The sequence below is a fragment of the Psychrobacter sp. 1Y4 genome (assembly GCF_051847555.1).
Genome location: NZ_JBPYDE010000012.1, coordinates 1 through 15456, shown reverse-complemented (window position 1 = coordinate 15456; position 15456 = coordinate 1). Strand labels below are relative to the sequence as shown.

The 15456-nt window shown below is 43.0% G+C and carries 14 protein-coding genes and 1 pseudogene; 13 read left to right on the top strand and 2 right to left on the bottom strand.

All coding sequences use genetic code 11. The annotated features are described in order from the left end of the window. Position 1 precedes the first annotated feature (1 nt). From narJ to ACS8FC_RS10735, 13 genes are all read left to right on the top strand, one after another. The gene (narJ, locus tag ACS8FC_RS10795; protein WP_439296767.1) at positions 2-871 is read left to right on the top strand and encodes a nitrate reductase molybdenum cofactor assembly chaperone; all 870 of its coding nucleotides are present in this window, start codon (positions 2-4) and stop codon (positions 869-871) included. Positions 872-882: 11 nt separating this feature from the next. Next, complete coding sequence (narI, locus tag ACS8FC_RS10790) at positions 883-1608, top strand: respiratory nitrate reductase subunit gamma (RefSeq protein ID WP_439261387.1); 726 nt, start codon at positions 883-885, stop codon at positions 1606-1608. A 144-nt stretch (positions 1609-1752) separates the two neighbouring features. Beyond that, on the top strand, positions 1753-2748 hold the full coding sequence (locus ACS8FC_RS10785) for a peptidylprolyl isomerase (RefSeq protein WP_439296831.1): 996 nt from the start codon (positions 1753-1755) through the stop codon (positions 2746-2748). A gap of 224 nt (positions 2749-2972) precedes the next feature. Then, positions 2973-4097 carry a GTP 3',8-cyclase MoaA gene (moaA, locus tag ACS8FC_RS10780; protein WP_439261386.1) on the top strand — a complete coding sequence of 375 codons (1125 nt, stop codon included), beginning with the start codon at positions 2973-2975 and terminating at the stop codon, positions 4095-4097. 51 nt (positions 4098-4148) lie between these two features. Continuing rightward, entirely contained in the window at positions 4149-4679 is a 531-nt protein-coding gene (gene moaB, locus ACS8FC_RS10775) for a molybdenum cofactor biosynthesis protein B (RefSeq protein ID WP_439296766.1), read from the top strand. 192 nt (positions 4680-4871) lie between these two features. Next, positions 4872-5153, top strand: coding sequence for a MoaD/ThiS family protein (locus ACS8FC_RS10770; protein WP_439296764.1), 282 nt, complete (start codon positions 4872-4874; stop codon positions 5151-5153). Positions 5154-5536: 383 nt separating this feature from the next. Next, entirely contained in the window at positions 5537-5845 is a 309-nt protein-coding gene (locus ACS8FC_RS10765) for a hypothetical protein (RefSeq protein ID WP_439296763.1), read from the top strand. A gap of 9 nt (positions 5846-5854) precedes the next feature. Beyond that, positions 5855-6850, top strand: coding sequence for a phosphatase PAP2 family protein (locus ACS8FC_RS10760; protein ID WP_439296761.1), 996 nt, complete (start codon positions 5855-5857; stop codon positions 6848-6850). A 181-nt stretch (positions 6851-7031) separates the two neighbouring features. Further along, entirely contained in the window at positions 7032-7781 is a 750-nt protein-coding gene (locus tag ACS8FC_RS10755) for an MBL fold metallo-hydrolase (RefSeq protein ID WP_439296760.1), read from the top strand. A gap of 811 nt (positions 7782-8592) precedes the next feature. After that, on the top strand, positions 8593-9519 hold the full coding sequence (locus tag ACS8FC_RS10750; protein WP_439296830.1) for an NAD(P)-dependent oxidoreductase: 927 nt from the start codon (positions 8593-8595) through the stop codon (positions 9517-9519). Between the two features lie 3 nt (positions 9520-9522). Continuing rightward, positions 9523-11061 carry an aldehyde dehydrogenase family protein gene (locus tag ACS8FC_RS10745; protein WP_439296759.1) on the top strand — a complete coding sequence of 513 codons (1539 nt, stop codon included), beginning with the start codon at positions 9523-9525 and terminating at the stop codon, positions 11059-11061. A gap of 13 nt (positions 11062-11074) precedes the next feature. Beyond that, the gene (locus tag ACS8FC_RS10740; protein WP_439296758.1) at positions 11075-12238 is read left to right on the top strand and encodes a M20 aminoacylase family protein; all 1164 of its coding nucleotides are present in this window, start codon (positions 11075-11077) and stop codon (positions 12236-12238) included. 49 nt (positions 12239-12287) lie between these two features. Then, positions 12288-13598: a DUF3100 domain-containing protein gene (locus tag ACS8FC_RS10735; protein ID WP_439296757.1), complete on the top strand. Its 1311-nt coding sequence runs from the start codon at positions 12288-12290 to the stop codon at positions 13596-13598. 24 nt (positions 13599-13622) lie between these two features. Here the strand turns inward: ACS8FC_RS10735 and ACS8FC_RS10730 are convergent, their stop codons facing one another. Continuing rightward, entirely contained in the window at positions 13623-14528 is a 906-nt protein-coding gene (locus tag ACS8FC_RS10730) for a LysR family transcriptional regulator (protein ID WP_439296755.1), read from the bottom strand. 454 nt (positions 14529-14982) lie between these two features. Then, a pseudogene (locus ACS8FC_RS10725) lies at positions 14983-15126 on the bottom strand (enoyl-CoA hydratase/isomerase family protein); the annotation flags it as partial. Positions 15127-15456 lie beyond the last annotated feature (330 nt).

The window sequence follows — 15456 nt, the reverse complement described above, 5'->3', positions numbered from 1 at the left end:
GATGCAAACTACTCAAACTCACAATGACAGCACAGTGCATGAGTCTATTGAGCCGGCCGTAATCGGCTCATCAGACCTAAAGATACTCAAAGTCTTAAGCCTGCTTATCGACTATCCAAGCAACGAGCTATTCTTAGGCGATACCTTGGCCGATTGTACCGAGATTGTTGCTAGGTCGACATTGATTAGCCCGCAAGTACGCACACAAATTATCGACTTGATTGAAGACTTAATCGATACCGGTTGCCTTGAGGCGCAGGCGCGTTATGACGGCCTCTTTGAGCGTGGTCGCTCGTTATCGCTATGGCTGTTTGAGCATGTGCATGGCGAATCGCGTGATCGCGGCCAAGCGATGGTTGATCTGATGAATCAGTATCAGGAAGCCGGTTTTGAGATTAGCGTTAAAGAGCTGCCTGATTTCTTACCGTTATATCTTGAGTTTTTGGCTTATCAAGCCGCCGTCATCAACGACGATATTCAAATCCGTATGGATATTGCTGACGTCAGCCATATCATTGCGCTACTTGCAGCAAGACTTGAGGATCGCGGCAGTGTCTATCAAGGCTGTTTTAATGCGCTATTACAGATTGCTGGCAAGCCTCTAGAGATAGTTGAGGAATATCAAGAAAAAATCAGCGAAGAGCAGCGTGATGATACCTTTGATGCACTAGATAAAGAGTGGGAAGAAGAAGTGGTGACCTTCTTAGATGCGCAGCAAGAAGAGCGTTGTCCTTCGCAAACCAGCACGCAAAACCTTGCGGCTAAAGCGGGCGTTAAGGCCAACTCAACAGCGCCTATGGTGGATGCTCCGGTGCATTGGGTGGACTTTAACCAAAGTCCAAAACAAAATCAATCGGCTAGCCAATCATAAGGAGAGAGGACATGAATCTTGGAGCGCCTAGTATACAAGCTTTAGCCAGCCTAAATTGGCTGCAAATATTCCTTTTTGGGGTGTATCCCTATATTGCGCTAGCGGTTGCTATCGTTGGCACTTGGGTACGCTTTGATTTGTCGCAGTACTCATGGAAGACGGGCTCCTCGCAGATGCTCAGATCTAAAAACATGCGCTGGGCAAGCAATCTATTCCATGTCGGTATCATCATTGTACTGCTGGGACATTTTTTCGGTCTACTCACGCCGCATATTTTTTATGATCGCTTTATCAGCGCCGGCAATAAGCAAATCTTAGCGGTCGTGGTCGGCGGTATCGCAGGCGCGTTTTGCTGGGTGGGGCTGGTGATGCTGATGTGGCGCCGCTTCACTGATGATCGCATCTCTAACACCTCAAATTTCTCCGACAAGCTGGTACTGGTTCTGTTATTTATCCAATTGACGTTAGGGATGATCACCATCTTTACCTCAGCGCAGCATTTAGATGGTTTAACCATGCTCAACTTCGCTGGCTGGGCGCAGGACATTACCGTGCTAAGACCACTGCAAGCCGCGGCGCGTATTGAGCAGGCGGATCTGATTTATCAGCTGCACATGGCACTTGGGATTACCTTGATTATGATCTTCCCATTCACGCGCTTGATTCATATTATCAGTGCGCCGGTATGGTACTTTGGCCGTCGTTATCAGATCGTCAGACAGAAAAAATCACAATAAGATAGTGGTCATTTTAGGCTAATAACTGGCTTAAAGTGATGTTAAAAAAAGCTTTGATTGCTAGTCGCGAGTGGGCTAGTAATTATAAAATGATGCAACGATATCTAAAATTTCTACATACGAATACTGAGCGGAGCAACAATGATGACTGTCAATACTTATCACCCAAGCCACCACGTAAATCACGAGTCTAAAGCCCCGAATGCTGCTATGGAGAATAACGAGGATATTATCCGTATCATGCCAACGACAGCAGACCTGAAAAAACCGCATTCGGATCAAGAGTTTATCGAACGAGCGATGAGTGAGGAGCGTAGTAACCACAAAAACCTAATTGCTTCTAGCCGAGATGAGCTACCCTCTGTCACCGTCAACGGGGTAATGATTGATCGCACTGATATTGCGCAAGAGCTACAGTATCATCCGGCCGCTAATAAAGAAGACGCGGTGTTTTTGGCGACGCAAGCTTTGGTCGTGCGCGAGCTGTTGCGCCTAGCAGTACTAGCTGAGCCAAGTCTTGGCATCTCTGCTTGGAAGCAAGATGAAGAGCAGGCTATCTCTAATTTAATTGATAAAAATGTGCAAGCCACTATTGCGGATACCGCCACTTGTGAGCGTTATTATCAGCAAAATATCACTGACTTTAAGACCGATCCTATTATGTCGGTGCGGCATATTTTGTTAGCGTGCGCCCCTGATGACGGCGATGAACGTCTAAAACTAAAAAAGAATGCTTATGAGCTGATTAAGCAAATTAACAACGATGCCAATCCTAGTGCACAGTTTATTGAACTGGCTCGTCAGTATTCTGCTTGCCCCTCAAGAGAGCAGGGCGGCGAGCTTGGCGTGATTGATAAAGGACAAACCGTGCCAGAGTTTGAAAGCCATTTGTTTAAACTAGATAAAGGATTGGCACCCAGCCCTATTGAGAGCCGATATGGTTTTCATATTGTTGAGGTGCTAGATAAGCAGCCGGGCATTCAAATGACTTATGAGCAGGTGAGTCCGGCCATTCACAATAAGCTTAGCCAACAAGCTTTTCATCAAGCATTATGTGATTACCTTTTTACTTTAGCCAATGAGGCCAATATAGAAGGTATTGAGATGAGTCTGGAGCAAGAAAACATCTTTCGAGGGTAGTGGCCTTTGTACTGTTTTTCTATACTTCCCATAAAAACTTTATAGCGTCTCATGAACCCTAAGTAATCTAGTTTCTACTCCTTAAGGGGTAGAGGTGAGATCATTTAGGGTTATTTCGTCGGTAATCGTTTTTTGTCATAATAGCTATTCACTATTATTTTTCCATTCATAACCTGAGGCGATGCTTAGAGCCAACCATTTATCCTTATTAACGGTATACTGATATGACCCATCTTGCCCCCACTTTAGGGAACGTGCAACGCTATTATCCCAGTAAAGACGCCGCCTTTACTGCTGATCATAAAGCATTGTCCATACCATCAGCAGCTACTGCTGTAGCGTCTACAGCGCTTTTTAATCGTAGCGAACCCCAACGACCGCTGACGGATAGTTTTGCTCGGGAGCTGACATATCTGCGTTTGTCTATTACTGACTTTTGCAACTTTCGCTGTGAGTATTGCTTGCCCGATGGTTACCAAGGTAGGCCTCCTGAAGATGAATTGACAGTCGCTGAAATTGCAACGCTAGTGCGTGGGTTTGCGCAAGTAGGTACGACCAAAGTGAGGATTACCGGCGGCGAGCCCTCTATTCGCCGCGATGTCGTCGATATCATTAAGACCATCAAACAAACTCCCGGTATTGAGATGGTCGCGATGACGAGCAATGGCTATAAACTTGGCAAGCATTTAGCGAGTTGGCAAGCTGCTGGGCTGAACCAGATTAATATCAGTATGGATAGTTTTGAGCCTGATGTTTTTCATAAGGTGACAGGGTTTAATATGCTACCGCAATTGATGGCTGATATGGATGAGCTATTGGCCACTACTGATATTAAACTAAAGATAAACAGTATTTTGATGGCCGAAACCGCCTATGAAAATCTTATTAATGCCATCGACTATATCAAACAGCGCCCAGTCACTTATCGCTTTATTGAGTTTATGCAGACCAGTGATAACAGCGAATTATTCTTCGCTCAACACGCCCAGTCCGAGCTGATTACCAATTATCTGATTAGCCACGGTTGGCAGCCACACGCGCGCGGTCATGCAGATGGCCCCGCTATCGAATACAGTCACCCAGACTACCTAGGACGCATTGGTATGATTGCTCCCTATGCTGCACACTTTTGTGATAGCTGTAATCGTCTGCGTGTAAGCTCTCAGGGCAAGGTACATTTATGTCTCTTTGATCAAGGCAATTACGATATTCGTGAGCATCTAAAAGGTGATGATGTCGAAGGGCTCATCAACACCTTATATAGCTTTATGCCGATTAAGCCTGAGCACCATCATTTGCACGATGCCAATAGTGGCATGATGCATAACTTGTCGATGATTGGTGGTTAAAATTCTTCATCACTAATTTTATAACAACCAAATAACTATTAAGGAATATCCATGAGTAAGCCTGCCGCTGACTTTATCCCTCTTAATATCGCTATTTTGACAGTCTCCGATAGTCGCACTACCGCTCAAGATAGCTCAGGACAATATTTGGTCGATCAGCTAACCACCGCAGGTCATCATTTGGCGGACCGTAAGCTGATTAAAGATGATATCTATCAAATCAGGGCGGTAATTAGTCGCTGGATAGCAGATTCTGATGTGCATGCAGTAATTACTACTGGTGGCACGGGCTTTTATATTAGAGACAGTATGCCGGAGGCGGTAGGGGTGTTGTTCGATAAAGCTATCGACGGCTTTGGTGAGATGTTCCGTCTAATCTCAAAAGACGATATCGGTATGTCAACAGTACAATCGCGAGCAGTGGCTGGCATGGCCAATGGTACGGGTATCTTTTGTCTGCCAGGATCGACAGGAGCCTGCCGCACTGGTTGGGAGGAGATATTACAAGAGCAATTTGATAGCCGTACGCGTCCTTGTAACTTTGTGCCGCACTTTATGCGGGTAAATCCTAGTCATGGCTAAATCTACTAAGATGACCAAAAAATACAGTGTTACTTAACCGTACCCATGACCTGATCCTGTTTTGTCATCCTTTTATAAGCATACCTAGAATAGGCTCTTAGTGACTAGGTTTTTAGTCTATAAAATGTACGTGTTTTAGTTGATGACCTACCCCAACAGTAATCTGGTTTATTAAATAAGAGGATAAAAGCAATGAGCGTTATCGCTAAAAACATGGACACAGATACTTTAATAAATATTAATGTTTTATATTTTGCCAGTCTAGCTGATAAAGCCAGATGTAATGAAGAAAAAATACAAGTGCCACCATCAATATCATTAACTGAGCTGTACGAGACGCTTTGTCAACAGCACCGTTTTGATCTTCCACAGTCTGATCTAAGAGTGGCAGTAAATGACTATTTTGCTAAGTGGACAGATGAGATACATGAAGGTGATAACGTGGTATTCATCACGCCAGTCGCAGGCGGTTAAAAATGTCAGGCAATAGACACAATTAAGCAATGGCCATCAAACGTAGTGTCGTAGATGACATCTGTGTCTGACTTAATATAGCTACGCTGACTTGGCGCTCAATCAAGAGCCGTTTAACCTATAAAATTAGCATAGCTTGCCATACTAAATAAATGGCCCTGATGGTAAAGCATAAAATAACCTCTGTAAGTGAATACTTATAGGGGGGTTTTTGCTATGAATTTTTTCATGAGCTAGGATAAAGATTAGAAAACCTTTATCCTAGCTCATAGTATGGTAAGTACGTTTTATGAGAATGGGCTGAAAAGCACCCTCCATTTAATTCACCCAATAGTAGTACGACAGTTTTAGCACCGATAAAGATTACAACTAGGATCATAACTATGATAACAATAAAAAAATCAGCCAGCCACGATCCATTTACGCGCGTATGTATAGAGCTGATTGAGGACGAACATAGTATTTATAGCACTACGGCGAATGAGGAGCACTGCGCGCGGTATGCCGAGAGAAGCATCGGTATCGTCACCGCCCTTGTACCCCATATTGGTTATGATAATGCTAGCCGTATCGCAGGCCTAGCTTTGGACAGTGGCTTAGGCGTGGCAGAGCTGGTCAGAAGCGAAGGGCTACTAAGCGCTGAGCCGCTAGCAGCGATTTTATCTCCTAGCACTATGACCACAAACTCTTGAGGGCTAGGTGTGATCACTGTTCTACAAACTCAGCCACCGCTATTTTTACTAAGTATTCTACTATTAATCGTTATCGTAGTTTTATGGGCATTGCAATACGTTGTCATTCGCTATGGCAAACGCGCCTTTATGCTAGCCAGGAGATATTGGTGCAAGTTTGAGCAGTATTTTGGCGTGGATAGGCGACTGACTCACTTAAAAAATAGCCAGCCAAAGCTTTATCAGTTTTTTTGGCAGCGACTACACGTTGAGCATTTTTATGGCTTGCCGCTGACTATCTTGTTCTTGTTAATGGTCTATATAGCAGCGGTGTTCGTGGGATTGGTTGAGGATGTGGTCACCTCCGACGCGATAGTTGCGCTCGATCTCTTGGTCTCGAAGCAGATGAGCTTATTAAATGAAGCTGGCGTCATACATTTTTTTATTTTAATTACCAGCTTAGCCTCTACGCCAATTACCATTTTAGTGGTGTTATTGACGGCTATCACATGCTGGGTTGTGCGCCAACATTATATCATCATAGGCTTACTAATAGCCGTCATCGGCAGCACGGCATTTACCTTTTTAAGTAAAATGATCTTCGAGCGTGCTCGTCCTATAGATATCTTATTGTATGAGGGCACATACTCTTTTCCTAGTGGACACGCTACCGTCACCGTTGCCTTATATGGGTTTGTCGCATACATCGCTATTCGCTTTAGCCAGCACTTTGCGACACAAGTACGCATCGTTATGGCAACTATTTTATTAACCGTACTGATAGGGCTGAGTCGAATACTACTAAATGAGCATTATTTGAGCGATGTATTAGGCGGCTATTTGGTTGGCACGCTATGGCTGCTAGTGGCGATCAGCGTGACGGAATGGTTGACCACTAAAGATAAAATTAACTGGCAAATACCTTGGTCAAACAAGCAGGCCTATTTGGTTGGGTTTAGTATCATTAGTGTGCTAATTGGTACTTTGATATATGCAGGTATTTATCAGTTTCCATTGCTCGCTTAGATGACTTGTTAGCTTTAGCGACCGTTAATGCCTTATATAGACATCAAATAAGCGCTATACGACTATGTGCAGTTAGAATCAGCATACGTTATCTATTGTGTAGCGTTATATAAAAATACTATACTGTAATATAATATATGGATATCATATATATTGAGTCTATAACAAATAAGGAAGCGTTATGATTTTTCGGCAATTGTACGAGCCTCTCTCGAGCACTTATACCTATTTAATAGGGGATGAAGACACAGGGGAGGCGATTTTAATTGATCCGGTGATCGCCACTATGGATCGAGATTTGGCCGAATTGCACAAGCTGGGCTTAAAGCTGGCATACACTGTGGACACGCATATTCATGCTGACCATATCACTGCTGCATTAGAGATGAAGCGCGCCGTTGGCAGTCAGATTGCAGCGCCAGCTTATGATCGGTTAGAGTGTGCTGATATCGGTCTGGAGGAGGGTATCCCTTTAACAGTAGCTGGCATCACTATAGACCCTCTACATACGCCAGGGCATACCGCTGGGCATTTTGCTTATCTATTTGATGGGCGGGTATTCACAGGAGATGCTTTATTGATTGAGGGTTGCGGTCGTACGGACTTTCAAAACGGTGATGCCGATGCCTTGTATGACTCTGTGCGCAACAAACTGTTTGCTTTGCCTGATGAGACGCTAGTCTATCCTGCCCATGATTATAAAGAGCGCTTTGTCTCCTCAATTGCACAAGAAAAGAAGCGTAATCCACGGCTTGGCGGAGATATATCTATTGAGGCGTTTCGAGATATCATGAATAACTTGAACCTGCCGTATCCAAAATTCATTGATCACGCGGTACCTGGCAATCAGCAATGCGGTGTCTGTCCAGAGGATTTACCTGAGAACCTAGCAGGCTACTGTCGTCAAATGACCCAAAGCCCTCAAGGCTGATAGAGTTTAGGTTGAGTCATTGGTAAGACGACCAAAATAAAAAAGACGATGATATATTGATCGTTTTTTTACGTTGAGGGGCTAAGTAAGATTATAAATATAAACAGACTCTCAAACTTAATCCTGATAAAAAGCGTTGCTATATTGAATGAAAAAGGCTTCGCGTTTGTGGGACTTTTTTAAAATATATAATCTATTACGAATCTTTCTAAAGGTTATTTTATACGTATACCACGTCTGTAGATATCTAAATTTTTCCCCAGATTATGAGTTGAGAGTTAATAGGCTCGCCTAGTTGGACGCTATATTCCTCAAATAGATTGAAAGAATTTTTGCTTAGTTTATCAAAACCTGTTAAATCAGCGCTTATAGTTTCTTCTTAAGGTAAATGATTTAAGGTGCATTAGCTTCGTTTTTAATTGAAAAGAATTTAATAATACCAAACTAAATATGTCTTAATGCAAAGCTTTTCTTGAAATTATGCATTGATCCCCTAATCCTCAATCTTCCAAACCACGGAACACGTCCCAAACCCCAATTTTGAAAACATCATCTGAGTAAAATTCTCAACTAGAAAAAGGTTGCTAAAACTATACTGTACATAGCGTTAGCAACCTTTCTTATTGGTATTAAGATTTAATAGCTGCATGCATTTTTTTATTGTATTAATATTCAAAACCATTTTTAGCGATATATCGTCATAGGAGCTAAAACTTGGGCTAGATGAGGACGAATCTATCTAACTGCTTAATTTGGTGTTGCCTTTTTTAGAACACAAAAGTTTATTTGTTATGCTTCTTCTTAATAGCTTATTAGTCATAATAAAAGTGATAGAAAGCACCAAAACAAGGAGGTAGGCATGACTACAAAAACTATAGGTATCGTCGGGTTAGGCCGTATGGGCAACGGTATGGCTCAGTCTTTGCTTCGCAAAGGTTTTAAAGTGTTCGGCACGGACATTGGGGAAGCACAAAGCCAAGCTGCCAGGGAAATCGGCGTAAATGTTGTTGCAGATATTAAAGCTCTGTGTGCTGAATCTAGTGTCATCATTCTATCTTTGCCAATGGCAAAGCATGTACAAGCAGTTGTTAAAGGCAAAGATGGCATTATTAACTTTGCTCAGCCTAAAACTCTGATTATTGATACTTCTACTTCAGAACCAGAGGTGACGCGGGCACTCTCGATAGAGCTGGATCAGTTAGGCCATCAGTTATTGGACTGTCCTGTCAGTGGCGGTCCAGCGGGTGCTGCAGCCGGTACTATGGTAATGGTTGTTGGAGGTGAACGTAGTTCCCTTGAACGTGCACAGGTGTATCTGGATGCCTTGAGCTCAAAAGTGGTCTACATGGGAAAGTCTGGCAATGGACATGCGGCTAAACTGATCAATAATCTACTATGTGCTGCACATCTAATAACTACCGCCGAAGCAGTAGCTCTAGGTACTAAGGCAGGACTTGATCCTGCAGACCTTATTGCTGGTTTGAACGCCGGTTCAGGTCGTAGTGCAATCAGTGAAGTGAATTTTCCTCGTTGGATTCTTAATAAAGGTTTTGACTCCGGTTTCACTATGCAGCTGATGCGTAAAGATGTGCGTCTGGCGGAAAATATGATCGGTGAGATGGGATTAGAGTTACCTTTGGCTAAACAGGTAGCCGAAATTTGGTCGCAGAGCGAAAAAAACATACCTGATCAGGATGATTTTAATTGCATTATCAAAAATGCCGGCTTGGGAGAATAGATTATGGGTTTTGAAGTAGAAGGAAATGGCGCGCAACAAGTTGAAATACTGCTTAATGAACTACTGGGTACTTCAAAGTTTGGCAGCTTGATTGATGGAGAATTGGTTGCAGGTAATGGTGACGACATCGAGCTGATTAACCCAGCAACCGGTCAGGTATTTTTAATCTATCGTGATGCGGGGAAAGATATTGTTGCTAATGCAGCCGATGCGGCTATAAAAGCTCAAAAAGTGTGGTGGTCAATGACCGCCAGTGCAAGAGGTCAGTTAATGTGGCAGTGCGGCATGAAAATACGTGCCGTCGCGGAATCTCTGGCACGCCTAGAATGTATATCTGCAGGTAAGCCTATTCGCGATTGCCGGGTTGAAGTGGCAAAAGTTGCAGATATGTTTGAATACTATGCTGGTTGGTGTGACAAAATTATGGGACAAGTTATTCCCGTACCAACAAGTCACTTAAACTACACTCGTCATGAGCCTTATGGTGTGGTGACTCAAATCACACCTTGGAACGCCCCTATATTTACCGGAGGCTGGCAGATTGCCCCTGCTATCTGTGCAGGAAATGCAGTCTTACTGAAGCCATCTGAATTAACCCCACTAAGCTCAACAGTACTCGCCAAAATTCTTGAGCAAGCAGGTATTCCGCGTGGTTTGGTGAATGTCATTAATGGACTAGGGCATACCACAGGTACTGCCGCAATCACTAATCCGGCGACTAAAAAAGTGGTTTTTGTAGGTTCACCACAGACCGGTGCTCTCATTGCTTCGGCATCTGCAAAGCGTGTCATCCCTTGTGTATTGGAGCTAGGTGGAAAGTCAGCCAATATAATTTTTCCAGATGCTGATCTTGATCGTGCGGTAGTGGGTGCGCAAGCTGCCGTATTTTCTGCCGCTGGACAGAGCTGTGTATCGGGTTCTCGGTTATTGGTTCATCGGGATGTTTATAAAGAAGTAGTGGAGCGTGTTGCCTCGGCAGCCAGTAAGTTGCCTGTAGGTTTGCCATGGGATGAAGGCACGATGGTGGGGCCCATTAATAACCAGAAACAGTTTAGTCACGTGCGTTCGTTAGTTTCTGATGGTATTGCTGAAGGTGCTGTTGTTGCCGCAGGCGGAAAGCCTGGTGAAATTTGTGGAGGTGAAAATGGTTATTTTTATCAGCCAACAGTTTTGGCCAACGTGAAAAATAATATGCGTGTAGCACAGGAAGAAATTTTTGGACCTGTTGTTTCTGTGATTTTATTTGAAGAAGAAGAAGAAGCGGTAGCGTTAGCCAACGACAGCCGGTTTGGTTTAGCTGGCGCTGTGTGGACTGCTGATGTAGGTCGTGCTCATCGGATGGCCGCTCAAGTAAATGCGGGAACATTCTGGGTAAATAGCTATAAAGCAATCAATGTCATGTCGCCGTTTGGTGGCTTTGGTGAAAGCGGCTATGGCCGATCTAGTGGCTACGAAGGTTTACTCGAATATACACAGACTAAAAGTGTATGGGTCGAAACCGCAAAAGATTCTGCTATTCAATTTGGTTATTCAATTCAATAAAAGGAGAAAATAAATGTTAATTAATGAAACTCTACTAAGTGAAGTAAAGCAGTGGCGTAAGCAGATTCATAGTCAACCAGAGCTCGGTTTTAAAGAGTTCAAAACGTCATCATTTATTGTCGATAAGTTACAGTCCTTTGGAATTGAGGTGTATCAAGGATTGGGCGGTACTGGTGTTGTCGGTACTCTAAAGAATGGCTCAGGCCCTACTATCGGCATACGAGCAGATATCGATGCTTTACCCATAGCAGAGCAAAACGACATTGATTATAAATCTACTCATGAAAACTGCATGCACGCCTGTGGCCATGATGGGCACACTTCAGTTCTGCTTGGTACAGCAAAGCACCTTAGCCAACATAAAAACTTTAATGGCACCATTCATTTTATATTTCAACCTGCTGAGGAGGTCTTAGGTGGTGCTAAGGCCATGATTGATGACGGCTTATTTGATAAATTCCCGATGGATGCGGTCTATGGATTGCACAATTGGCCAGGGCTTCCTGTAGGACAAGTTGCCGTTAATGATGGACCGATGATGGCGTCATTTGATACCTTTGAGATTACTTTGACTGGTAAAGGCACTCATGCAGCTATGCCACATTTAGGGGCTGATCCTATAGCAGCGGGAGCCGCTTTAATTACTAATATTCAATCTATTGTCTCTCGTCGAATATCTCCGCTCAAATCAGGCGTTATTAGCGTAACGCAGATGAATAGTGGGGATACTACCAACGTCATCCCTGATTACGCCATTTTAAAAGGAACCGTTCGTAGCTTTGATATGGACGTACGCCAGTCCATGCAAGATATGCTCACAGAAATGGTTAAAACACTACCGCCTCTATATGGTGTCACAGGCGAGATGGATTACCATATTCGCTATCCAGTAACCACTAATAATAGTCAAGCTTATCTTGAAATCAAAGAGGCTGCTACTAAAGTGCTGGGTGCTGATAAGGTAAATACTGCCGTAGAGCCATCAATGGCTTCTGAAGATTTTTCATTCATGAGCCAAGTGGTTAAAGGCGCTTATTTTTGGTTAGGTGTTGATGGTAGCAGCCCCTCCAAACCATTACACAATGCGTCTTATGATTTTAATGACGATGCTATTGAGACAGGTATCAAAGTATGGACTTCTTTAGTTGAGTCTCAACTACCAAAAAATGCTGCATAAACCAAATAATAAAAAAACTTAGAAATCATAAAATGCAAAGGGAGTTGCTATGAATAATACCAGTGTGCTATCAAGTACAATGACGAAGAGCTTATTTGATTGGAAGCTGCATTTACTAGTGATTATTACATCGCTACTTGCAGAATGGATAGGGATCATTAAGATTCCGATTGGTATTGGTACATTAGTCTTACTGCCTCTACTATACGCATTTATATTTACAATATTGTTGAACCCCAACGTCATATCCTCAATGAAAGCGGTTATCTCCAAAGACCGAGCAAAATTTGCAAGCTACGCCGTTCTTTTAAGTATCATGCCTTTCATTGCAAAATTTGGCGTTGGCGTCGGCCCTAAAGTAGAAGAAATAATAGCTGCAGGTCCCGCCCTTTTATTACAAGAGTTAGGCAATGTAGCTACTGCCGTTATCGCCTTGCCTGTTGCTGTATTGGTGTTTGGAATGGGAAGAGAGGCTATTGGTGCCACTCACTCAATTGCTCGTGAGCCTAATATTGCGCTAATTGCTGATAAATATGGACTTCAGAGCGCTGAAGGTATCGGCGTAATGGGTGTCTATGTGATGGGTACTTTATTTGGTGCAATTTATTTTTCACTTATGGCAGGGGTCATTGCCTCTTTAGACATTCTAGATATACGTGCTTTAGCAATGGCTTGTGGTATCGGTAGTGGTAGTATGATGGGTGCCTGTTCAGCAGCGCTAGCAGAGACTGTCCCGGCGCAAGAGGAGACCATTACTGCCTTTGCCGCGACTTCTAATTTGCTTACCTATGCTACAGGTCTGTTTGTCAGCTTATTCATAGCGCTACCAGCCGCTGAGTTTTTATACAAAGTTACCAGTAAATTCAGAAAAAATAATGGCGCTGATATCAGTAAAGCCATGGATTTTGGTTTGCAAGAGCAGGCTATCTTATCAGTATGGCAGTCAGTATCATTATTGGTCGCTATATGCGGCGTGCTATTATTGAGTAATTGGGTTGGACAAGGTTTTAATCCGATTGCTGCGCTACCTGGTATGCTCATATTATTTGGCTGTTGTGTCGTTGGCATACTACTAAAACGAGTCATTCCAATTAATGTGCCTGCTATTGCTTGGATATCTATTGTCGCTATTTTGATATCGCTGCCGCAGTTTCCATTTAGTGACTATGTTTTAGTCGAGACTGATAAGCTGGGTGTGCTACAACTCATTACCCCGGTACTAGCTTACGCAGGTTTCGCCATCTCGCAAATGGAGGTGGACTTATTCAAAAAGTCTGGCTTTAAGATAGCTATTGTAGCGCTGCTAACCTTTACTGGTACTTTTTTAGGCTCGGCGATTATCGCACAGGCGTTGTTGTAAACAGCGATAAATCGTGCCGCCCGCTTACAAAGCTTTCATCCATGACTTTAGATGTTGTAATAATTCATGCGGGCCTTGGGATAGATGACGACCCAACCGAGTTACAATATGAGCTTCACCGCTTGCCAGTAGCGCATTGTCTATAGGGATTGCTACCAGATGTCCGTCTTTCACTTCTTTGGACACTACAAAATACGGTAGAAAGGTAAATCCCATATTTGAGCGGGCAAAATTCTTTAGTACGGCGAATGAGTCAGTTGTTAGGATAGGGTTAAATCGAATTTTTTGTTGAAATTCGGCCATCGCTAGTAACTGACGTATGCCAAAACGACTTTCAGCCAGCCCCACTGGGTATTCTAGAAGCTCCTTCAACTGCATCGGTTTATCTTGATCGGCTAAAGGGTGGTCAGGGGACATAATAATATACATTGGCTGACAACTTACAACCTGTGAGCGGATGCGCGGATGACTGCTGGGATGGAACACTAGCCCGATATGTGCTTCATCTTCCTCAACCTGACGAATCACTTCGTTTGATCCACCAGTACTGATTGAAAGCGTCAGCGCCGGATATAGACGGGCGAATTCAGATAGTGGGCCCAACATCAAATCCCCAACGAAACCATCACCCATAGCTAATTTTATATGTCCCCGTTGTAATCCCAACAACGCCTGTAATTTGGAAACACAATTCTCTTCAGCGGAGAGTGATTCCCGATAAAACTGTAAGAGAATACTACCAGCTTCTGTCGGTGTTACTCCTTTACGATGCCGTTCAATAAGAATGCATGCTAATTCTTCCTCTAACAGAGATATTTGCCGGCTAATAGCCGAGGGAGCAATATTGAGCTTATCTGCTGCAGCCCGGATCGTACCCATAGTTACAGCCTCATAAAGATAGGATAACCGCTTTCCATTAATCTCTTTCATTGCTTCCTCTTGCTCTGTTCTTGTTTTCATTAAATAAGTGCAGCTCTTCGACCCACGGATGCAGCAAAGATGGCCAGTGTCGATATACTATTTAGTCGGCTCTGTAGAAGTTCCGGTAATGTATCAAAAATTATGCTGAGTAAATATGCTGATTAAATAAAGGAGGGGTGCCAGCCAAAGCAAAGATGTTATATTTGAGGTTATGAAAACACAAATATAGATTAATTGCCCCGACTGACGCAGTCCTAGTCTAAAGAGAAACGGTATAAAAAGCTATGGGAAGTAAAACTACTAATGCAAAGGCTGTAAACGTCTTTTACGTTTAAATTTACTATACATAAGTATGTTAGATTGAATAATTTAGGCAGTCTAACTTCTTGCAGCATTAAGCATTACTTCAATTATTAACAAAATTATTCTATAAAGACCATAGCTTGGGGGGATAGTGGAATAATTAGTCCTGACAAAACATAACGTCATGTATAAGTGCATCTAGACGGTATTCTGTCGAAAAGAAACTCTCTGCATAAGATATGACATCTTCAGCTTTCAAGTCATAGAATTTGCGCATGCCTCCTCCCGCACAAAATCCTTTTTGACCCTCACCATATAGTCAATTCGCTATAAAAACGATACAGCGAGACTGGTATAAATTTTTTGCAGCCTCTGTCAGCGTAGACACAGCAAGCAAGAAAAATTTATACCAGTTGCGCATCACGTTACAACGTATCGATTTTATTTGGTATCGACTATATAAACAAACACTACGTTAGAGTCTTTCTCCCATTTTTCTAAAGCATTCGTTAACAGTTCAACTGCTTCAGTATTAATAGCGTTTAGGACTTCAAATCAATAGACCTCTTGCAAAAGTCATAGTTTAAGCTCGGAATTAATGATACCAGCAAATAGCTTCATTCTAAGATCGTAG